This window comes from Streptomyces sp. MMG1533, assembly GCF_001279775.1.
Taxonomy (GTDB): domain Bacteria; phylum Actinomycetota; class Actinomycetes; order Streptomycetales; family Streptomycetaceae; genus Streptomyces.
In genome coordinates this window covers 69,121-89,302 of the sequence record NZ_LGDG01000260.1, presented here as the reverse complement: position 1 = coordinate 89,302, position 20,182 = coordinate 69,121, and the positions used below count along the sequence as shown (strand labels likewise).

Sequence of the window (20,182 nt, the reverse complement as noted above, 5' to 3'; positions counted from 1 at the left end):
TTGGGAATTCCTTTGCGGACCCTGCGGGCACCCTTGGCGCGAGCCCACAGATTCCCTTTGTACGGTCCCGGGATGCACCGTTCTTCTCGGCTCACCCGACGTGCCGCTCTCGGCCTGAGCGCCGCCGCCCTTCCGCTGGCCGCGGCGGCCCCCGCCTCCGCCGCCGACGGCCTGCCCCGGAAGCTCACCGCCCGTGCCTGGCTGGTCGCCGACCACGGCAGCGGCGAGGTGCTCGCCGCGTACCAGGCGCACCGGAAGCTGCCGCCCGCGTCGACGCTGAAGATGCTGTTCGCCGACACGGTGCTGGGGAAGTTCGGGCGGACCGAGCGGTACACGGTGACCGAGGCCGACCTGGCGGACATCCCGGCCGGCTCCAGCCTGGTCGGCGTCAAGGCCGGGGTCACGTACACCGTCGAGCAGCTGTGGCAGGGCGTGTTCCTGCACTCCGGGAACGACGCGGTGCATGTGCTCGCCCGTATGAACGGCGGCATCGCCCGGACGGTCGCCGAGATGCAGGCCAGGGCGGCGGACCTCCAGGCCACGGACACGCACGTGGTCAGCCCGGACGGCTTCGACCACAAGGGCCAGCTGTCCTCGGCGTACGACCTCACGCTCTTCGCCCGGCACGGGCTGCGCAACGCCGACTTCCGGGAGTACTGCGCCACGAAAACCGCCGACTTCCCGGCGGGCGGCAAGAAGACCTTCCAGATCCAGAACACCGACCGGCTGCTGACGGGGGCGTACGGCCTGCGGACGTACCAGGGCCTGATCGGTGTGAAGAACGGTTACACCAGCAACGCCGGAAACACCTTCACCGGTGCTGCCACCCGCGACGGCCGCACGCTCCTGGTCACCGTCATGCATCCCGCCAGCGGCGCCAACGCCGTCTACGAGGAGACGGCCGCGCTGCTCGACTGGGGCTTCGGGAAGGGGAGTTCGGCGAAGGCGGTGGACATCCTGGCGAAGCCGCTGAGTGAGGGCGGGGCGAGTCCGTCGCCCACGCGGAGGACGGCACAGGCGGCCGCCGGGGCCCCGGGGACCATGGCGGACGATCCCTCGCCCTGGCGGCTGCTGGAAGGAGCGGCGAGTACGGCCGCGCTGCTGGCCGGCGGGGCGTACGCGCTGCGCAGGCGGCGCTCGGGTGAAGGAGGAGGGGGCAGGGGAGCGGCCGGGGGGCGGCACCGGAGCTGACGTACGCGGCAGCCGTTCCACCGCACCGGTGCGTACCCCGCGGTATCCCGCGAGGTCCACCCCCACCCGGTGTGGTGGAACGGCTGCCGCCACCCCCCTCGGGCGGTCGGCGGAAGCCTTCTCCTCCAAGTGTGAAGCTCTTGTGGAGGAGGTGAAGAGCATAAGCCCGCCACCGGCCCGAATGGTGCGGAGGATGACATTCCGTTTGTGCAGGTTGAGTTCTCGACCACCCGGGCGGACGGCTCAGCCGCGCCCCACGTACGGCATCGTCGTCGCCAGCACCGTCGCGAACTGCACGTTCGCCTCCAGCGGCAGCTCCGCCATGTGCCGCACGGTCCGCGCGACATCGGCGACGTCCATCACCGGCTCGGGGGCGATCTCCCCGTTGGCCTGGAGGGCCCCGGTCTGCATCCGCTCGGTCATGTCGGTCGCCGCGTTGCCGATGTCGATCTGCCCGACCGCGATGCCGTACGGCCGTCCGTCGAGGGACAGCGCCTTGGTCAGCCCCGTCAACGCGTGCTTGGTCGCGGTGTAGGCGACGGAGCGCGGGCGGGGCGTGTGCGCCGAGACGGACCCGTTGTTGATGATCCGGCCGCCCCGCGGGTCCTGCTCCTTCATCTGCCGGTACGCCGCCTGCGCGCACAGGAACGCGCCGTTGAGGTTGGTGTCCACCACGTGCCGCCAGGCGTCGTACGGCAGTTCCTCGACGGGCACCCCGCCCGGCCCGAACGTCCCCGCGTTGTTGAACAGCAGGTCCACGCGCGCGAAGTGCTCAACGGTGGCGGCGAACAGCGAGGCCACGTCCCCCGGTTGTGACACGTCGGTGCGTACGGCGATCGAGGCGCCGTCGGGCGTCAGTGCCGCCGTCCCCTCCAGCGTCTCCACCCGCCGGCCCGCCAGCGCCACCGACCAGCCCGCCCGCAGCAGCTCCACGGCGACCGCCCGGCCGATGCCGGAGCCCGCGCCGGTCACCACCGCGATCCTCGAATCCTTCGCAGTTTGCATGGCATTCATGGGCCCGCAGCGTACGGGAGGGCCTGGACGGGGCCCGCTGTGCGGAACACCGAGAGCGGGCGTCCTTCGTGACACAGGTGGGGGAGCAGGGGCTCACGCCGGTGTGAGCTCGGCCACCGGCTCCTCCCCGGGATAGCGGACGCCGACGCGCTCCCGTATCGCGTCGAGCGTCCGCATCACGGCAAGGGTGCCGTCGAGCGGGACGAGCGGGGACTCGGTCTCGCCGGCCCGCAGGGCGCGCATGACCTCGCGGGCCTCGTGCCTGAGGCTGCCCCGGGGACCGTCCGCCGGGCCGGCCGCGAACTCCTCCGGGTCGCGGCCGTCGCGGTGCAGCACGAAGCGGTCGGTGTGGAAGAAGCCGTACGGGATGTCGATGCGGCCCAGCGAGCCGGTGACGGACGCGGTGGTGGCCGTACCGCCGATGACGGAGCAGTGCACCGAGGCGAGCGCCCCGTCGTCCCAGGAGAGCAGGGCGGCCGTCTGGAGGTCGACGCCCTCGTCGGACAGCGTCGCGCGCGCCGCGATGTCCGACGGCTCCCCGAGCAGCAGATGCGCGAACGACACCGGGTAGACACCGAGGTCGAGCAGCGCGCCGCCGCCCTGCGCGGGGTCACGCAGCCGGTGGCTGGGCGGGAAGGGGCCCGCAAGCCCGAAGTCGGCGTGCACACTGCGCACTTCGCCGATCGCGCCGTCCCGCACCAGGTCCGCGAGGCGCCGGATCAGCGGGTTGCAGTACATCCACATGGCCTCCATCAGGAAGCTCCCGCGCTCCCTCGCCAGCGCGACCAGCTCCTCGGCCTCGCGCGCGTTCAGGGTGAACGCCTTCTCGCACAGCACGTTCCGCCCGGCCTCCAGGCACAGACCCGCGGCGGCGCGGTGCGCCGAGTGCGGGGTGGCGACGTACACGACATCGATGTCCTCGTCCTGAGCGAGCGCGTCCCAGCCGCCGTACGCCCGAGGAATGCCGAACCGCTCCGCGAACGCCTTCGCCGACTCCTCGGTCCGCGAGGCCACCGCCACGACCTCCGCCTCCGGCAGATCGACCAGGTCAGCGGTGAACGCCGCCGCGATCCCGCCCGTCGCCAGGATCCCCCAGCGCACGCTCTGCTCCGTCATCCCGGCCTCACCCTCGCTCACGTGACCCTCGGCACTCCGTACGAGCTGAGAGCATAGGTGGCGGATCAGTCGAAGAGGGAGGGGCACATGCCCGAGTACGGGGCACCGACACCGGACGTGTCGCGGGCGGCGGTACCGACAACGGAACCGGCCGCCCGCGCGCTGCGCCGCACCGGCCTGCTCGTCACGGTGCTCCTCGGCAGCCTCACCGCCACGCCCCCGCTGGCGATGGACATGTACCTCCCCTCGCTCCCGCAGGTCACCAAGTCCCTGAACGCGCCCGCCGCGACCGTCCAGCTCACCCTCACCGCCTGCCTCCTCGGCATGGCGCTCGGGCAGCTGGTGGTCGGCCCGATGAGCGACCGATGGGGCCGCAGGCGCCCCCTGCTCACCGGCCTCGCCGTCTACGTCGTCGCCACCGCCCTGTGCGCGCTCGCGCCCACCGTCGAGCTCCTGGTCGTCTTCCGGCTGGCGCAGGGCCTCGCGGGCGCGGCCGGGATCGTGATCGCGCGGGCCGTCGTCCGCGACCTCCACGACGGCATGGCCATGGCCCGCTTCTTCTCCACCCTCATGCTGATCTCCGGCGTCGCCCCGATCGTCGCGCCGCTCATCGGCGGGCAGATCCTGCGGGTGACGGACTGGCGGGGCGTGTTCGTGGTCCTGACGGTCGTCGGGGCGCTGCTGGCCGGGATGGTGTGGGCGAAGCTACCCGAGACCCTGGCACCCGCCGAACGCCACTCCGGAGGCGTCGGCGAGGCGCTGCGCGCGATGCGCGGGCTGCTCGCCGACGGCGGCTTCTCCGGCTACATGCTCGCGGGCAGCTTCGCCTTCGCCGCGCTGTTCGCCTACATCTCGGCCTCGCCGTTCGTGATCCAGGAGATCTACGGCGCCTCCCCGCAGACCTTCAGCCTGCTGTTCGGGCTGAACTCGGTCGGCCTGGTGATCGTCGGCCAGATCAACGGCAAGGTGCTGGTCGGGCGGGTCAGCCTGGACCGGGTGCTGGCGGTGGGCCTCACCATCGTGATCCTGGCGGCGACGGCCCTGCTGCTGATGGCGCTGGGCGTGTTCGGCGAGGTCGGCCTCGCGCCCGTGGCCGCCGCGCTGTTCGTCCTGATGTCGGCGATGGGCATCACCCTCCCCAACACCCAGGCCCTCGCCCTCATGCGCGTCAAGCACGCCGCCGGCTCCGCGTCCGCCCTGCTCGGCACGTCCTCCTTCCTCGTCGGAGCGATCGCCACCCCGCTCGTCGGCATCGCCGGGGAGCACACCGCCGTCCCGATGGCGGTCGTCCAACTGGCCACCGCAGTGGTGGCACTGGCCTGTTTCGTGGGAATGTGCCGTCCTTGGAACAGGCGTGCGAGTGTGGAGGGAGCGGAGAGCTGAGCGCACCGAAACTGCGCAGCGACACCCCGGAGCGGGCCGGGCTCGACCCCGAGGAACTCCGACAACTCGGCCGGCAGGTCCACGACCTCACCGCAGGCGAGCGCCCCTGGGCGGCGGGCGCCGTCGTGGTCGCCGGGCGCGGCCCGGTGATCGCCGTCGAGGAGGCGGCGGGCTGGGCCGTCCGGTACGCGTCCTACGACCCCGGGGCGGACCGGGGCATCGAACTGCCACCCGACGCACGTGTCCCGACGACCGTCGACACCCCCTTCGACCTGGCGTCCCTCACCAAGCTGTTCACGTCGGTCGCCGCCGTGCAGCAGATCGAACGGGGCACGCTCGGCATAGACGCCCGGGTCGGCGCGTACCTCCCGGACTTCCGGGCGGCCGCCGAACACGGCATCACCGTACGGGAGCTGCTCACCCACACCTCCGGCCTGCGGCCCGAAGTCCCCCTGTACGACCGCGCCGACGACGCGGAACGCATGGCGATGCTGCGGGCGGAGTCGCCGGTGGGGGTGCCCGGCACCTACACGTACTCCGACCTGAACCTGCTCCTGCTCCAGCACGTCCTGGAACGCATCACCGGCCGCGGCCTCGACGTCCTCGTCCACGACGGCATCACCCGCCCCCTCGGCATGACGTCCACCTGCTTCGGCCCCTGCCCCGGCGCGGCGGCCACGGAGGACCAGCGCCGGCCGTGGGCCAAGGCGGACCGGGGCATGCTGCGGGGCGTGGTCCACGACGAGAACGCCTGGGCACTGGGCGGGGTGGCCGGCCACGCGGGCCTGTTCTCGACCGGCCGGGACCTCGCGATCTTCTGCCGAGCGTTGCTGGCGGGCGGCGCGTACGGCCCCGCCCGCATCCTCGGTCCGGATTTCGTGGAGTTGATGTTGACCCCGCCGGGGCTGGGTTTCGCCCTCGACCAGCCGTGGTTCATGGGGGAGCTGGCGGGAAGGGGAGCGGCGGGCCACACGGGCTTCACGGGAACCTCGCTGGTGATGGACCAGGCCACGGACACGTTCGTGGTGCTGCTGGCCAACACGGTGCATCCCCGAAGACGCGTGCCGGACAGCAGGCCGCGGGCGGAAGCGGGGACGAGGGTGGCGCGGGCGGTGCGGGGGACGTGAGGGGGCACCTCTTTTCCCTGGCCGGGACGGATGGCGGGTGGGCACAGGTTCGGGGGGTCCGGGGGTCCGGGGGTCCGGAGGCGGAGCCCTCCCCGGCGAGGCCCCCGCCGACGCCGAGCACTCGTAGACTCGCCGGGTGAACGACCCCGTACCCCCGGCGGACGCCCTGCGCGCCGCCCTCGCCGGCCTGCTCGACGGCCTCCCGCCCCGCCAGGCCGCCCAGGCAGTCGACCGGCTGATCGCCAACTACCGGGGAGCCACCCCGACCAACGCCCCGATCCTCCGGGACCGCCCCGACGTGGCCGCCTACGCCGCCTACCGGATGCCCGCGACCTTCGAGGCGGTGCGTTCCGCGCTGGAGGCGTTCGCGGCGGCCGTCCCGGACTGGGCACCCGGCGGCCACATCGACGTCGGCGGCGGCACCGGCGCCGCGACCTGGGCCGTCACCGCGACCTGGCCCGGCGAGCGCCCCGTCACCGTCCTCGACTGGGCCGAACCCGCCCTCGCCCTGGGCCGCGAGGTCGCCGCCGCCAACCCGGCGCTGCGCGACGCGATCTGGCGGCGCGCCCGGATCGGCTCGGCGCTCACCCTCGACACCACCGACCTCGTCACCGTGTCGTACGTCCTCAACGAGCTCACCGCCTCCGACCGCGCCGCCCTCGTCGACGCCGCCGCGACCGCCGCCCAGGCCGTCGTGATCGTCGAACCCGGCACCCCCGACGGCTACGCCCGCGTCATCGAGGCCCGCGACCGACTGATCGCCGCCGGGTTCCAGGTCGCCGCGCCCTGCCCGCACAGTGCCGCCTGCCCCATCGTCCCGGGCGAGGACTGGTGCCACTTCTCGGCGCGGGTCAGCCGCTCCTCGCTCCACCGCCAGGTCAAGGGCGGCTCCCTCCCCTACGAGGACGAGAAGTTCGCCTACGTCGCGGCCGCCCGCTTCCCTGTCGCGCCGGCCTCCTCCCGTATCGTCCGGCGCCCCCAGATCCGCAAGGGCCAGGTGCTCCTCGACCTGTGCGAGCCCGAGGAGCAACTGACCCGCCGCACGATCACCAAGCGCCACGGCGACCTGTACAAGGCGGCCCGCGACGCGGACTGGGGCGACGCGTGGCCGCAGTGACGCGGGGCATTTCTCCGCCCCCGCCGCCCCTACCCGTCCCGTCCTTCTGGGGCTCCGCCCCAGACCCCGCTCCTCAAACGCCGGAGGGGCTGATTTTCAGCCGTCCGGCGTTTGAGGACGAGGCCTTTCGGGCCGAAAGCGGGGGTCTGGGGGCGCAGCCCCCAGGGACGGGACGGGTAGGGGCGGCGGGGGCGAAAAACCCCTCGCCCGCCACGAGACGTCACGTCTCACCTCCCTGCTACCGTCGCCCCATGGTCAAGCAGCACGCCCCCGACACCTCCCGCCGCAGCGAGAAGTCCCGCCGCGCCATCTACGACGCCGCCATCACACTCGTCGCCGAGATCGGCTACCCCAGGACCACCATCGAGGGCATCGCCGCCCGCGCCGGCGTAGGCAAGCAGACGATCTACCGGTGGTGGTCGTCGAAGGCGGACGTCCTGCTGGAGGCATTCCTCGACCTGAGCGAGCAGGCGTCGCGCGAGGCGTCCCCGGAGGACGTGTACGTCATCCCGGACACCGGCGATATCGCCGCCGATCTCAAGGGTGTGCTGCGGGCCACCGTCGACCAGCTCAAGGACCCCCGGTTCGAGGCCCCGTCCCGCGCCCTGGCCGCCGAAGGCGTGGTCAACGAACAGCTCGGCAGGGTCTTCGTGGGCAAGCTCCTCGAACCCTCGCTCCAGCTCTACGTCGACCGGCTGCGAGCCGCGCAGGAGGCCGGTCAGATCCGCCGGGAGCTCGACCCGCGCATCGCCCTCGAACTCTTCGTCTCACCCCTGGCGCAGCGCTGGCTCCAGTACACCGGCCCGATCTCGTACGAGTACACCGACACCCTCGTCGACTACGCCCTCCACGGACTCGCACCGCGCTGAGCCCCGGCGGGGAGCCCTGCCAGGGGCTGCCGTGCCGGCCTCCCCGGCGCGTCCGTGATGATCCCGTCGCAGCCCAGCGCCGGCGCCCGGTCCCGCTGCGCGTAGGTGAGCACGGTGTGCGCCCAGGTAAATCACGCCAAAGCGCGCAATGACACTTGATCCCGGTGACGGGCCCGTCTCGCCCCAGCCATCCCAGTTGTCGGCTCCGGCCCCCCGAAGCGCAGGAAAGTGGGACCATAGGGCATGCTGTTCCGCACGACAGCGAGGCGAGGGGATCGATGAGCGCGGAGTTCGGCGGTCGCACCGGTCGGCAGGGCAAAATCTCCCAATGGCTGCGTGGACGCCGCCCGAAGGAGGCCGTCGGCGACGACGGTCGTGAGGCCCTGCTGCTCGCCGCCGCCGGAGCGGGCCTGCCACTGGCGCCCGCCGCGTATCCCGCCCCGGGCTATCGATGTTCCTGCGACCGCGTCGGCTGTCCCACCCCGGCCCGGCACCCGGTGTCGTTCGCCTGGCAGACCCAGTCGACCACGGACCGCGGTCAGATCGAGCGCTGGGCCCGGCACCAGCCGGAGGCCAACTTCATCACCGCGACCGGCATGGTGCACGACGTCCTCGACGTGCCGCTGGAGGTGGGCAGGGAGGCGCTGGAGCGGCTGCTCGACTCCGGCATCGAGGTCGGCCCGGTCGCCGAGAGCGACGACGGCCGCCTGCTGTACTTCACCCTCACCCGCGGCACCCCCGAGGACGAGGACGAGTGGTGGCCGTGCGAACTGGACTGCCACCCCGAGACGATGGACGAGCACCCGGGCCTGCGCTGGCACTGCCGCGGCTCCTACGTCCTGGTGCCGCCCGCCCGGCTCCCCGGTGACCAGTCCGTCCACTGGGTCCGCGGCCTCGAGCACCCGCTGCCCGACCCGCTGACCCTCCTGGAAGTCCTCACCGACGCCTGCGCCCGCTACATCGGCGAGGAACCCGACCACGCGACCGCGGCCTGGCCCTCGCGCCGCTGAGCCCGCGCCTGACGAGGAATCGCCCGCCATGCCGTTACCCGCCGACCCGACCGTGCTCCGTCCGATGCCCGAGCAGCCGCGGGTGGTGCTGCTCAGGCCGCTGGTGAAGTCGCCGCTGATCGAGGTGGGGGAGTACTCCTACTACGACGACCCGGACGACCCGACCGCGTTCGAGACGCGCAACGTGCTCTACCACTACGGCCCGGAGAAGCTGATCATCGGCAGGTTCTGCGCCCTGGGCACGGGGACGCGGTTCATCATGAACGGCGCCAACCACCGCATGGACGGCCCCTCGACCTTCCCCTTCCCCACCATGGGCGGATCCTGGGCCGAGCACTTCGACCTGCTCACCGGCCTGCCCGACCGCGGCGACACCGTCGTCGGCCACGACGTCTGGTTCGGCCACGGCACGACGGTGCTGCCGGGCGTACGGATCGGACACGGCGCGATCATCGGCACCGGCGCCGTGGTCACCACCGACGTGCCCGACTACGGCATCGTCGGCGGGAACCCGGCCCGGCTCATCCGCACGCGCTTCAGCGAGCCGGACATCGCCCGGCTCCTCGCCGTGGCCTGGTGGGACTGGCCGGCCGAGCACATCACCGAGCATGTGCGCACGATCATGTCGGGCAGCGTCGACGACCTGGAAGCCGCCGCCCCGAAGCCGGCGTAGCCCCCGGCAGGTCCTACTCGCCCTGCGCCGACGTCAGCCCCTGAATCCGGCCCAGCACCGTCACCTTCTGGTCACCCGAGCCCTTCGGCGGGTCCAGGGCCACCTCGTTGGAGACGAACTGCATGGTGAGCGACTGCTTTATCTCGCCGGTCGTCAGGGCGAGGACGTCCTTGTTGGGCGTCGGTACCGAAGTGCCCTGTGCGGCCGTCTGCTTCTCGTAGTGGTGCGTGGTGAAGAACACCAGCGCGCCGCCGTCCTTCGTGCGCAGCGCCAGCGGCGCGTAGTCGCCGCTCGTCAGGGGCTCGTCGATGTACTGCGTGACCAGGCCCGGCTTCTTCGCGTTCTTCTCGCGGGTCGCACGCCACTGGTCGGTGTTCACGCCCTCGGCGAAGCCGTCCCCGCCGGCCTTGAGATACGACGTGTAGTCCTTGCTCAAGTCCTTGGGCGCGACGGCCAGTCGGGTCGAGTTCACGGGCACGGGCTCGGCGAAGCCGTCCGCGTCCTCCTTGAACTCCGGCACCTTCCCCTGCGCGACCAGCGTCAGATACGCCACCTGCCACGGCTCGTCCAGACCGCCCCGCGTGAACACGAGCAGCCAGCGCGAGGTGCCGCCCTTGTTGCCGGCCGCGTCGGCGACGAACCAGCGGGGCCAGCCCGCCTTCTTCGGGATCGTGAACTTCGCGTCCGTCAGCTTCAGCGGTGTGTGCGCCGGATTGCCGTCCGGGTTGTTGGCCGCGCCCGCCTTCAGCCGGGCCCGGTCGATGTCCGCCAGGGCGCCGGCGACGAAGTCGGCGTCCAGGGAACTGTCGTACGCCTTGTCGGCTTTGTTGTACGCGTCTGTGAACTGCTGGAGGGCCTTGGCGGCCTCCGCCCGCGTGGCCGCAGGCAGCACCTCCCGCTCCCCGTGCACCACCATGCATCCGCTCGCCGTCAACGACAAAGCGGTCACCGACGCTGCTATCAGTGCGCTCCGGTCAAGACTGCGAAGCCTTCGAGGGCCGCGATCCCTGCTCATCAGGTCCCTTCACCTTCCCCTTCCCGGAGGCGAACCCTACCGGGGCGAGGAACAGCACGAGCGTCGGGATCAAGTACAGCATCCACACCGTGACCTGAAGGACCGTCGGGTCGGGCTGGAAGTTGAAAACGCCCTTGAGGAGCGTGCCGTACCAACTGTCCGGAGGGATGGTCCCGGTGATGTCGAAGGCCTTGTCGGTCAGGCCCGGCAGCCAGTCCGCCTCCTGGAGGTCGTGGAAGCCGTACGCCAGCACGCCCGCGGCCACCACGACCAGCATCCCGCCGGTCCAGGTGAAGAACTTGGCGAGGTTGATGCGCACCGCGCCCCGGTAGAACAGCCAGCCGAGGAACACCGCCGTCGCGATGCCCAGGCCGACGCCGACCAGCGGGCGCGGGGTGCCGTCGCTGGCCGCGTGCACCGACGCCCACACGAACAGGGCGGTCTCCAGGCCCTCCCGGCCGACCGCGAGGAAGGCGGTGGCGACCAGGGCGCCGGTGCCCATCTGCAGGGCGGCGTCCAACTTGCCGTGCAGCTCCGACTTCAGGTGCCGGGCGGTGCGCCGCATCCAGAACACCATCCACGTCACCAGGCCCACCGCGAGGATCGACAGGCTGCCGCCGAGCGCCTCCTGCGCCTCGAACGTCAGCTCCTGCGAGCCGAATTCGAGCGCGCAGCCGAACCCGAGCGCGAGGGCGACCGCGACGCCGATGCCGATCCAGATGGGCTTCAGTGCGTCGCGGCGGTCCGTCTTGACCAGGTAGGCGATGAGGATGCAGACGACGAGGCTGGCTTCCAGCCCCTCGCGCAGGCCGATGAGGTAGTTGGAGAACACGGAGTCAGGCCTCCTCGGTCAGCAGCGCGCTGCCCCACCAGTCGTCCTTGCCGCGGACGCCGGGCGGGACCGCGAACACCGCGGAACCCACGTGCTGGATGTACTCGTTGAGGGCGTCCTTGGCCAGATTGCGCTGGATCTGGACGAAGCCCTTGCGGACGTCCCGCTGGTAGGCGAGGAAGAACAGGCCCGCGTCGAGGCGGCCGAGACCGTCCGTGCCGTCGGTGAAGGAGTAGCCGCGGCGCAGGATGGTCGCCCCGTGGTTGGAGTCGGGATGCGCGAGCCGCACGTGCGCGTCGGGCAGCATCGCCTTCAGGAACGGCTTGTCGCGCTCCTTGGCCTTGCCGACCGGGGCGCCCTCGCCCTTGTCGCGGCCGAAGATGTCCTCCTGCTCCTGCAACGAGGTGCGGTCCCAGGTCTCGATGTGCATCCGGATGCGGCGGGCGACGAGGTAGGAGCCGCCGGCCATCCAGTCGGGACCGTCCTCCTGGTCGACCCACACGAACTTCTTCAGGCGGTCGGCCTCCGTCCCCGCGATGTTGCGGGTGCCGTCCTTGAAGCCCATCAGGTTGCGCGGGGTCTGCGCCTCGGGAGTGGTGGACGACGTCTTGCCGAAGCCGAGCTGCGACCAGCGGATGACGACCTTGCCGAAGCCGATCCGGGCGAGGTTGCGGATCGCGTGCACGGCGACCTGCGGGTCGTCCGCACACGCCTGGATGCACAGGTCGCCGCCGCTGCGGTTCTTGTCGAGGTTGTCGCCGGCGAACTGGGGGAGGTCGATCAGCGCCGGCGGCCGCTTCCCCTTCAGCCCGAACTTCTCGAACAGCGACGGCCCGAACCCGATCGTCAGCGTCAGCCGCGACGGCTTCAGCCCCAGCGCCTCGCCGGTGTCGTCCGGCGGAGCCTCGGCGAGACCGCCGTACGCGCCCTCGCCGACCGCGTGCCCGGCGGTCATCCGCCGCGCGGCCTCGGTCCAGTCCTTCAGCATCTGCACGAAGGCGGCGCGGTCGTCGGTCGTCACGTCGAAGGCGGCGAAGTGCAGCCTGTCCTGCACGGGCGTCGAGATGCCCGCCTGGTGGGCGCCGTGGAAGGCGATCGCGGCGCCCGTCTCGGCGCCGGCCGGATCGACGTCGTCGCCGGTACGGGTCATCGCGACCGTACCGCCGGCCGCCACGGCACCGAGCGCGAGCCCGGCACCGCCCCAGCCGATCAGCGCGCGCCGGGAGGGAGCGGCGGCTTCCGAGGAGTTGGCGGAGTTGTCCGTCATGACCGTGTCCCCTGCCTCTACTTCGCTACGACGGCGGCGGCGAGCTTGGACAGCGGCTCCGCGAGCGCGTTCACCGCGTCCGACAGCTCCTTCTGCTCGGCCTCGCTGACCTTGTCGTACGAGGTGAACTCGTACGACGTCTTGTCCGCCCGGTACTTGTCCAGCAGCGTGTTCAGCGCGGCGAACTGCTTGTCCAGCTCGGTGACCAGCGCCGCGTCGTTCTCCTTCGCCACCGGCTTCAGCAGCTCGTACGACTTCTCCGCGCCCTCGACGTTCGCCTTGAAGTCGACCAGGTCGGTGTGCGAGTAGCGCTCCTCCTCGCCGGTGACCTTGCCGGTGGCGACCTCGTCGAGCAGCTCCTTGGCGCCGTTGGCCATGGAGGTCGGGGTGATCTCGGCCTTGCCGACCCGCTTCTGCCAGTCCTTGAGGTCGGTGATCAGCTGGTCGGCGAGGGTCTTCTCCTCGGCGCCGATCTTCTTGTCCTGCCAGAGGGCCTTCTCCAGGCGGTGCCAGCCGGTGAACTTCTGGCCGTCCTCCAGACCGTCCGCGCGGACGTCGACCTTCGGGTCTATGTCACCGAAGGACTCCGCGACCGGCTCGGTGCGCTCCCAGCCGATGCGGGAGGGCGCGTAGGCCTTCTTCGCGGCCTCGATGTCACCGTCCTTGACCGCCTTGGCGAAGGCCTCGGCGAGCGGCAGCGTCTCGTCGGCCTGCTCCTGCACGTAACTGCGGTAGGAGGCGACGGACTTGTCGAGGCGCGGGTCGCGCTTGGCGACCGTGCCGCCGGTGGCCTTGACGGCCTGGCGGATGCCGTCGCCCTTCATACCGGGCTTGCAGGCGATCGTGTAGTCGCCGGCCTTCACCTCGGCGGTGACCTTCTGCTTGGTACCGGGACCGATGTTCTCGCGCTCGGTCACGATCCGGTCGTCCGGGAAGAGGACGTAGACCTCGGTGACCTTGGAGCCCTTGTTCTCGATGGCGAGCTCGACGTGGCCGGCCGGGAACTCCTTCTTCGACACCTCGCACTTGTCGTCCGTCGCCGTCACCTTGATGACCCGGTCGCCGCTCCCCGAGCTGCCCTTCTCGGTGCAGCCGGTGACGGCGGCCAGCGCCGCCGCGGTGGCGACAGCGGTGAGAGCGGAGAATCTGACGGCTCGCATGCAGGCTCCAAGGAATGGCCGAAAAATACGCGTGACGCGCCTCACGTAAGGTGAGGCTCGCCTAACGTACCTAAGGTTTTCCTGTGTCCTACCCGCCCATACGGTGATTCAGCTCTCATGGACGGTGTATGAGCACGGCTCGATCACGGTGGCTAAAAATGGATCTCATGAGAAGGTCAAGCGACGGTCAAGTGTCCCGGCGCGGGGTCACCAGGACCTCTCCCGTGCGCGGATGCGGAAGCACCTCTACGGGCTGGTCGTAGACCTCCGTCAGCAGCCGGTCGGAGAACACCTCGGCCGGCGCACCCTCCGCGGCGACCCGACCGGCGTGCAGGATCGCGACCCGGTGCGCGTAGGCCGCCGCGAGCCCCAGGTCGTGCAGGACGACCACCACCGCGTCCCCGGCCCGCGCCCGCTCCCGGCACACCCGCAGCACCAGCTCCTGGTGCCTGAGGTCGAGGGCGGCGGTCGGCTCGTCGAGCAGCAGCAGGGGAGCGCGCTGGGCGAGCACCCGGGCGAGCGCGACCCGGGCCCGCTCGCCGCCGCTGAGCGCGGAGAACGGTCGTACGGCGAAGGCGGTCACCTCGGTCGCGGCCATCGCCTCGGCCACGGCCGCGTCGTCGTCCTCCATGCCGAGCGCGGCCCAGGGCGCGCGGCCCATCCGGACGACCTCCTCGACCCTGAAGGGGAAGGACAGCGCGGCCGACTGGGGCAGCACGGCCCGGCGCAGGGCGAGTTCGGGTGCGGACCACCGGGTCGCCGGGCGGCCGAGGATGCGGACGACGCCTGCGGCCGGCGGCAGATCGGCGGCCAGGGCGCCCAACAGGGTCGACTTGCCCGCCCCGTTGGGGCCGACCAGGGCGAGCACCTCGCCCGCGCGGACGGTGACGGACACTCCGTCGAGGACCTCCCGGGAGCCGAGGCGGACGTGGAGGTCCGCGGCCTCGGCGAGGACGTCTCCGGGTTCGGCCGGGTGAGGCGGTACCGGACGGGTGCGCAGGAACATCCCCGGGCGGGCCGTGCGGAGCTTCATGCCCAACCCCCTTGCCTGCGCCGGGTGCGGCGCAGCAGCCAGAAGAAGAACGGACTGCCCAGCAGGGCGGTCAGGACACCGAGCGGCAGTTCGGCGGGAGCGGCGATCGTGCGGGCCGCGAGGTCGGCGGCGAGCAGGACGACCGCGCCGAGCAGGGCGCTGCCCGGAACCAGGAACCGGTGCCCGGGCCCGGCCGACATGCGCAGCAGATGCGGCACGACGAGGCCGACGAAGCTGATGATCCCGGCGACGCTCACGGCCGCCGCGGTCAGCAGCGCGATGACGACGATGAGTGCGACCCGCATCCGCTCCACGTCCACGCCCAGATGCCGGGCCGGCCGTTCCCCGAGCGCCAGCAGGTCGAGACGACGGCTGTAAAGCGGCGCCACGACCAGCCCGATCACCGCGCACGGCAGTACCGCGAGCACCTTCGGCCAGGTCGCCTGGGCCAGCGAGCCGAGCTGCCAGAAGGTGATCTGCTGGATGGCCGCGGCGTCCGCGTAGAACAGGAACAGCCCGATCACCGCCCCCGCGAACGCGTTCAGCGCGATACCGGTGAGGATCAGCGTCACGACCTCCGTACGGCCGCCCTCGCGCGACATCGCGTACACGAGCAGGACCGTGCCGAGCCCGGCGGCGAAGGCACAGACGGAAACCGTCCACGTACCGAAGAAGTCGAGCCCGAGGGCGATCGTGGCGACCGCCCCCACCGCGGCGCCCGAGGAGATCCCGATGACGCCCGGTTCGGCGAGCGGGTTGCCGAAGACGCCCTGCATCAGCGCGCCCGCGCAGCCCAGCGAGGCGCCGATGAGCAGCGCGAGCACGATCCGAGGAAAGCGGACGTTCCACAGCACCGACTCCGCGACCCGGTCCGGCTCCGCGCCGCCCAGTCCGGCTTTGTGCTGCACCGAGGCGAGGACGTCACCGACCGGCACCGGATAGGCGCCGACACCGGCGGCCACCGGTACGAGGACCAGCAGGGCGACCACCAGTCCGGCGGTCAGCAGCCAGGTGGCGGAACGCCGGCCGTGCGGCGGCGTCTCGGCGGGCGCCTTTCCCACCGCCTTGTCCAGTACGGTCATGCGCCACCGTCCTTGCAGAGCCGTCGCACCGAGGCCGTTCCTCTCCGCGCACGCCGTTGACGTGCACTCTCTGCTGGGGGTCAGCGCAGATCCGATTCAGATTAGGTTAGCCTTACCTGGCTTGGGTGGAAATCATCGGAAGCCGACCGTGGGCGAAGGCCCCGGCGAGCCCCGCCCCGGCGCCGGGCCACCACTCAAGGCACAATGCCCCGCGTGACTGACTACGACGTGCTCCGTGTCTTCTGCGGGGCGAACGGCGGATACGGCAACGAGCTCGGCGTCGTCCGCGAGGGCTCCGTGATGCCGGACCCCGAGGAGCGGCAGGCGTTCGCCGGAAAGCTGGGCTTCAGCGAGACCGTGTTCGTGGACGATCCCGAGCGCGGTGTCATCGACATCTACACGCCGACCCTGCGCCTGCCCTTCGCCGGCCACCCCTGCGTCGGCACAGCCTGGTTGCTCGACGTGCCCGAACTGGTCACACCGGCCGGGGTGGTGGGCGCCCGCCTGGACGGGGAGTTCAGCTGGATCGAGGCGCTGGCGGCGTGGGCCCCGCCGCGCACGCTGCGTCAGTACGCCACGGCGGCGGAGGTCGACGACCTGCCCGTCCCGCCGAAGGGGGAGTGGATCTACGCCTGGGCCTGGGAGGACGAGGCGGCCGGCCGCGTCCGCGCCCGCGCCTTCCCCGGCCGCGACGACGGCATCGAGGAGGACGAGGCGACGGGCGCGGCGGCACTGCTGCTGACGGACCGGCTGGGCCGCGCCCTGAACATCACGCAGGGCGCGGGCTCGCAGATCCTGACGGCGCCGCAGCCGGGGGGCTGGGTGGAGGTGGGCGGCCGCGTGTTCCTGGAACGCTGAACCCGGCGTTCACCGAGCCCCCGGGACGCTCACGCGGACAGGCGGAACTCCTCGCCCAGGGCCCGGAAGACCCCCGTGTTCAAGGCGAACGCCTTCTTGCACTCGGCGACGATCCGCTGCTTCTCCAGGTCGTCCGCCCGGACCGCGTCCAGCAGTTCGCGGTAACCCCGCTTGAACGCGGCCGGGTTGCCGATCTCCTCGAACACGTAGAAGCGAACCCCGTCGCCCTTCTTCTCGAAGCCCCAGGTCTTCTCCGCCTTGTCGCGGATGATCTGGCCGCCGGACAGGTCGCCGAGGTAGCGCGTGTAGTGGTGGGCGATGTACCCGGCCGGCCACCGCTCGGCGCACTCCCGCACCCGCTCCACGTACGCCCCCGTCGCCGGCAGCGCTGACACCCGCGCACGCCAGTCGGGGCCGCGCAGATGGGCCAGGTCCCGCTCCAGCGCGCTCAGCCGGAACAGCTCGGGCCGGATGAAAGGCCCGGCCACCGGGTCCGACGCCAGCTTCTCCGCCCCGGCCTCCAGCGCCTCGTACACGAACCACAGCTGCTCGGTGTAGCGCGCGTACGCGTCGACGCCGAGCCTGCCGCCGAGCAGGTCGCTCATGAACGTCGAGGTCTCCGCCTCCATGTGCTGCTCGTGGGAGGCGGTGCGGATGACTGTCGAGAAGGAGTCCATGAGCCCAATTTTCTGTGGTTAGGCTTACCTAAGTCAATGCTTTGCCGACTCTCTGTCGGTAAAACGGTACCCGGAAAGGCAGCCGGACCCACATGCAAGGAGCCCGCCCTCCGAGGAGAGCGGGCTCGGGCGGACGTCAGAGCTACGGCAGCGTCAGAATCTCCGCACCCGTCTCCGTCACCACCAGCGTGTGCTCGAACTGGGCCGTGCGCTTGCGGTCCTTCGTCACGACCGTCCAGCCGTCGTCCCACATGTCGTACTCGTGGGTCCCGAGCGTCAGCATCGGCTCGATCGTGAACGTCATCCCGGGCTGGATCACGGTCGTCGCGTGCGGGCTGTCGTAGTGCGGGATGATCAGCCCGGAGTGGAACGACGAGTTGATCCCGTGCCCGGTGAAGTCGCGGACCACGCCGTATCCGAACCTCTTCGCGTACGACTCGATGACCCGCCCGATGATGTTGATCTGCCGGCCCGGCTTGACCGCCTTGATCGCGCGGTCGAGGGACTCCCGGGTCCGCTCCACCAGCAGCCGCGACTCCTCGTCGACGTCCCCCACCAGGTACGTCGCGTTGTTGTCGCCGTGCACCCCGCCGATGTACGCCGTCACGTCCAGGTTGACGATGTCGCCGTCGCGAAGCACCGTCGAGTCCGGGATGCCGTGGCAGATGACCTCGTTGACGGATGTGCACAGGGACTTGGGAAAGCTGCGGTAGCCCAGCGTCGAGGGGTAGGCGCCGTGGTCGCACATGTAGTCGTGCGCCACCTTGTCCAGCTCGTCGGTGGTGACACCCGGCGCGATCAGCTTCGCGGCCTCCGCCATCGCCCGAGCGGCGATCCGGCCGGCGACGCGCATCGCCTCGATCGTCTCGGGGGTCTGCACCTCCGGCCCTGTGTACGGCGTGGGCGCGGGCTTGCCGACGTACTCGGGACGGCGGATGTTTCCGGGCACGGAACGGATGGGGGACAGCTCCCCTGGGACGAGCAGCGACTGGCCAGACATGCCAGCGAGTCTAACCAGCGGCCATGGGGGAACATGTCGGTGGCGAGAGGAGCTGGTCATGGCCCTGTTCAAGAAGCGGACGGTCGGCAAACCGGGCGAGTGGTACTACTGCCTGCAGCACAAGAAGGTCGAGGAGGGGCCGGAGTGCCCCGCCAAGGACCGGTTCGGTCCGTACGCCACCCGCAAGGAGGCCGAACACGCGATGGCGACGGCCCGCGAACGCAACCTCGAGTGGGAGAACGACCCCAAGTGGCACGACGCCCCGGCGGCGGGCCGGGACGACGACTGATCAGGTCTGAGCCCGCGTCCGAGCCTGGGCAGGTGCGGCTGCCGCGCGCTGTTCGCGCAGCCGCACCGCGTGCTCGTTCGTCCGTGCGTCGTACGTCATCAGCTTCGGCAGGCACAGCGCCAGCAGCCCCACCGCGCCCACGCACATCAGCCCGCCCGACCAGACCGACGCCCGCACCCCCAGCCAGGCCGCGAGACCACCGCTGCGCACCTGGCCGACCGTCGGGCCCACCGAGTACGACAGCAGCTCGATCCCGGCGAGCCGGCCGCGCAGCTCGTCGGGGATCGTCTGGTTCCACATGGCCGCGCGGAAGATGCCGCTGACCATGTCGGCGCCCCCGGCGAGGGTCAGGAACAGCAGCACCAGCCATACGTTGCCGACGAGCCCGGCGGCCGCGATCGCCACGCCCCACAGCGCGGCCGCCAGCACCACCAGCCGCCCGTGCCGCCGGATCCGCGAGGTCCAGCCACTGGTCAGGCTCACCAGCAGCGCCCCGGCCGGAACGCTGGCATACATCAGGCCCAGAGACCACTCGGCGTCCAGCTCGTCCGCGAGGAACGGCAGCACGGCGAGCGGCATCGCCAGGAACATCGCGGCGAGGTCGACGGCGTAGGTGCCGAGCAGCTCCTTGCGGCCCCACGCGTACCGGGCGCCCTCGGCGATCGCCCTCAGGGACGGCTTCACCGCCTCGTGGGCGGCGGGGGAGGCGGCGATCCGCATGACGAGGGCCACGGAGACGACGAAGGTCAGCAGGTCGGCCCCGTACGCCCAGCCGACCCCCGCGTAGGCGACCACCACCCCCGCCAGGGCCGGGCCCGCGACCCCGCCGACCGTCCAGCGCAGGGAGTTCAGCGAGGCCGCCGCCGGGAGCTGGTCGTGGGCCACGATCCGCGGCCACAGTGAGTCGAGTGCGGGCCGCTGCACGGAGACCAGGGCGGAGGACAGGGCGGCGACGACGTACAGCGGCCAGATCGCGGGCGCCGGCAGCAGCGCGTTCAGCAGCAGAACGACCGAGAGCAGCCCCTGCCCGGCCTCCGTCCACACGATCAGCTTCCGCTTGTCCCACGCGTCCGCGAGCGCCCCGCCGTACAGCCCGAACACCACCAGCGGCACCAGCTCCACGGCGCCGATCGCCCCCACCGCCGCGGCCGACCCGGTCAGTTCCTTCAGCTGCACGGGCAGTGCGACGAACGTCAGGAACGTCCCGAAGTTGGAGATCAGTCCCGAGATCCAGAGCCGACGGAAATCACGGGAGGCCCGCCACGGGGACAGATCGGGAAGGAGGGCGCGAAGGCCGGAGGGGGGTTCGGCGGCGTCGTCGGTCACGAGGGGTCATGGTCGGGGGCGGCCTTTCGGCGGGCAACTGCTTTTCACCCGGCAGCCTTTGGGAGGACGCGATTCGGCCGGGCGAGGATGGTGGGGGTGTTGCTGCACCGGGCGGCTGCCGTTGCCGTACGCCGATGGCGGAC

20 protein-coding genes and 1 pseudogene are annotated in these 20,182 nt (G+C 71.5%); 9 read left to right on the top strand and 12 right to left on the bottom strand.

The window, feature by feature from the left end; all coding sequences use genetic code 11:
- Nucleotides 1-72 precede the first annotated feature (72 nt).
- Entirely contained in the window at nucleotides 73-1,191 is a 1,119-nt protein-coding gene (locus ADK57_RS38750) for a D-alanyl-D-alanine carboxypeptidase family protein (RefSeq protein ID WP_053754388.1), read from the top strand.
- Nucleotides 1,192-1,434: 243 nt separating this feature from the next.
- Here the strand turns inward: ADK57_RS38750 and ADK57_RS38745 are convergent, their stop codons facing one another.
- Nucleotides 1,435-2,205, bottom strand: a complete 771-nt coding sequence (locus ADK57_RS38745; RefSeq protein ID WP_053754387.1) for an SDR family oxidoreductase — start codon at nucleotides 2,203-2,205, stop codon at nucleotides 1,435-1,437.
- A 93-nt stretch (nucleotides 2,206-2,298) separates the two neighbouring features.
- Nucleotides 2,299-3,321, bottom strand: a complete 1,023-nt coding sequence (locus ADK57_RS38740) for a Gfo/Idh/MocA family protein (RefSeq protein WP_053754463.1) — start codon at nucleotides 3,319-3,321, stop codon at nucleotides 2,299-2,301.
- A gap of 87 nt (nucleotides 3,322-3,408) precedes the next feature.
- Between ADK57_RS38740 and ADK57_RS38735 the strand changes: the two genes are divergently transcribed.
- The 4 genes from ADK57_RS38735 (at nucleotide 3,409) to ADK57_RS38720 (ending at nucleotide 7,817) form a co-directional block, all read left to right on the top strand.
- On the top strand, nucleotides 3,409-4,704 hold the full coding sequence (locus ADK57_RS38735; RefSeq protein ID WP_053754386.1) for a multidrug effflux MFS transporter: 1,296 nt from the start codon (nucleotides 3,409-3,411) through the stop codon (nucleotides 4,702-4,704).
- The gene (locus ADK57_RS38730; protein WP_053754385.1) at nucleotides 4,656-5,831 is read left to right on the top strand and encodes a serine hydrolase domain-containing protein; all 1,176 of its coding nucleotides are present in this window, start codon (nucleotides 4,656-4,658) and stop codon (nucleotides 5,829-5,831) included. The genes ADK57_RS38735 and ADK57_RS38730 overlap by 49 nt, the downstream gene beginning before the upstream one ends.
- A 136-nt stretch (nucleotides 5,832-5,967) precedes the next feature.
- Nucleotides 5,968-6,948 carry a small ribosomal subunit Rsm22 family protein gene (locus ADK57_RS38725; protein WP_053754384.1) on the top strand — a complete coding sequence of 327 codons (981 nt, stop codon included), beginning with the start codon at nucleotides 5,968-5,970 and terminating at the stop codon, nucleotides 6,946-6,948.
- 251 nt (nucleotides 6,949-7,199) lie between these two features.
- Nucleotides 7,200-7,817, top strand: a complete 618-nt coding sequence (locus ADK57_RS38720; protein ID WP_053754383.1) for a TetR/AcrR family transcriptional regulator — start codon at nucleotides 7,200-7,202, stop codon at nucleotides 7,815-7,817.
- Here the strand turns inward: ADK57_RS38720 and ADK57_RS52675 are convergent.
- Nucleotides 7,787-7,942, bottom strand: a pseudogene (locus tag ADK57_RS52675) (glycerophosphodiester phosphodiesterase); the annotation flags it as partial. The gene ADK57_RS38720 and the pseudogene ADK57_RS52675 overlap by 31 nt on opposite strands.
- Before the next feature lie 153 nt (nucleotides 7,943-8,095).
- Here ADK57_RS52675 and ADK57_RS38715 point away from each other — a divergent pair.
- Together ADK57_RS38715 and ADK57_RS38710 are read left to right on the top strand one after the other, a co-directional pair.
- The gene (locus ADK57_RS38715) at nucleotides 8,096-8,827 is read left to right on the top strand and encodes a bifunctional DNA primase/polymerase (RefSeq protein WP_053754382.1); all 732 of its coding nucleotides are present in this window, start codon (nucleotides 8,096-8,098) and stop codon (nucleotides 8,825-8,827) included.
- Nucleotides 8,828-8,855: 28 nt separating this feature from the next.
- Nucleotides 8,856-9,500 (top strand): CatB-related O-acetyltransferase, encoded by a 645-nt coding sequence (locus ADK57_RS38710; RefSeq protein WP_053754381.1) that lies wholly within the window; start codon nucleotides 8,856-8,858, stop codon nucleotides 9,498-9,500.
- Between the two features lie 13 nt (nucleotides 9,501-9,513).
- Here ADK57_RS38710 and ADK57_RS38705 read toward each other — a convergent pair whose 3' ends face one another.
- The 6 genes from ADK57_RS38705 to ADK57_RS38680 all read right to left on the bottom strand — a co-directional run bounded on the left by ADK57_RS38705 (nucleotide 9,514) and on the right by ADK57_RS38680 (nucleotide 15,889).
- Nucleotides 9,514-10,515: a hypothetical protein gene (locus tag ADK57_RS38705; protein WP_053754380.1), complete on the bottom strand. Its 1,002-nt coding sequence runs from the start codon at nucleotides 10,513-10,515 to the stop codon at nucleotides 9,514-9,516.
- On the bottom strand, nucleotides 10,475-11,347 hold the full coding sequence (gene efeU / locus ADK57_RS38700; RefSeq protein WP_053754379.1) for an iron uptake transporter permease EfeU: 873 nt from the start codon (nucleotides 11,345-11,347) through the stop codon (nucleotides 10,475-10,477). The genes ADK57_RS38705 and efeU overlap by 41 nt, the downstream gene beginning before the upstream one ends.
- 4 nt (nucleotides 11,348-11,351) lie before the next feature.
- The gene (gene efeB, locus ADK57_RS38695; protein WP_053754378.1) at nucleotides 11,352-12,614 is read right to left on the bottom strand and encodes an iron uptake transporter deferrochelatase/peroxidase subunit; all 1,263 of its coding nucleotides are present in this window, start codon (nucleotides 12,612-12,614) and stop codon (nucleotides 11,352-11,354) included.
- Nucleotides 12,615-12,631: 17 nt separating this feature from the next.
- Nucleotides 12,632-13,774 (bottom strand): iron uptake system protein EfeO, encoded by a 1,143-nt coding sequence (efeO, locus tag ADK57_RS38690; RefSeq protein ID WP_053754377.1) that lies wholly within the window; start codon nucleotides 13,772-13,774, stop codon nucleotides 12,632-12,634.
- 187 nt (nucleotides 13,775-13,961) lie between these two features.
- On the bottom strand, nucleotides 13,962-14,807 hold the full coding sequence (locus ADK57_RS38685) for a heme ABC transporter ATP-binding protein (protein WP_053754376.1): 846 nt from the start codon (nucleotides 14,805-14,807) through the stop codon (nucleotides 13,962-13,964).
- Nucleotides 14,804-15,889 carry a FecCD family ABC transporter permease gene (locus ADK57_RS38680; protein WP_053754375.1) on the bottom strand — a complete coding sequence of 362 codons (1,086 nt, stop codon included), beginning with the start codon at nucleotides 15,887-15,889 and terminating at the stop codon, nucleotides 14,804-14,806. Before ADK57_RS38680 ends, ADK57_RS38685 begins: the two co-directional genes overlap by 4 nt.
- Nucleotides 15,890-16,102: 213 nt before the next feature.
- On the opposite strand from ADK57_RS38680, the gene ADK57_RS38675 reads away from it, so the two are divergent.
- Nucleotides 16,103-16,747 (top strand): PhzF family phenazine biosynthesis protein, encoded by a 645-nt coding sequence (locus ADK57_RS38675; protein WP_053754462.1) that lies wholly within the window; start codon nucleotides 16,103-16,105, stop codon nucleotides 16,745-16,747.
- Between the two features lie 29 nt (nucleotides 16,748-16,776).
- Here ADK57_RS38675 and ADK57_RS38670 read toward each other — a convergent pair whose 3' ends face one another.
- The gene (locus ADK57_RS38670) at nucleotides 16,777-17,424 is read right to left on the bottom strand and encodes a heme oxygenase (biliverdin-producing) (RefSeq protein ID WP_053754374.1); all 648 of its coding nucleotides are present in this window, start codon (nucleotides 17,422-17,424) and stop codon (nucleotides 16,777-16,779) included.
- A gap of 142 nt (nucleotides 17,425-17,566) precedes the next feature.
- Entirely contained in the window at nucleotides 17,567-18,424 is an 858-nt protein-coding gene (map, locus tag ADK57_RS38665) for a type I methionyl aminopeptidase (RefSeq protein WP_053754373.1), read from the bottom strand.
- Between the two features lie 58 nt (nucleotides 18,425-18,482).
- Between map and ADK57_RS38660 the strand changes: the two genes are divergently transcribed.
- Nucleotides 18,483-18,713 (top strand): hypothetical protein, encoded by a 231-nt coding sequence (locus ADK57_RS38660; protein ID WP_053754372.1) that lies wholly within the window; start codon nucleotides 18,483-18,485, stop codon nucleotides 18,711-18,713.
- Here the strand turns inward: ADK57_RS38660 and ADK57_RS38655 are convergent, their stop codons facing one another.
- A complete protein-coding gene (locus ADK57_RS38655) occupies nucleotides 18,714-20,039 on the bottom strand; it encodes an MFS transporter (protein WP_053754371.1) in 1,326 nt (441 codons plus the stop codon). It lies immediately after the preceding gene.
- Nucleotides 20,040-20,182 lie beyond the last annotated feature (143 nt).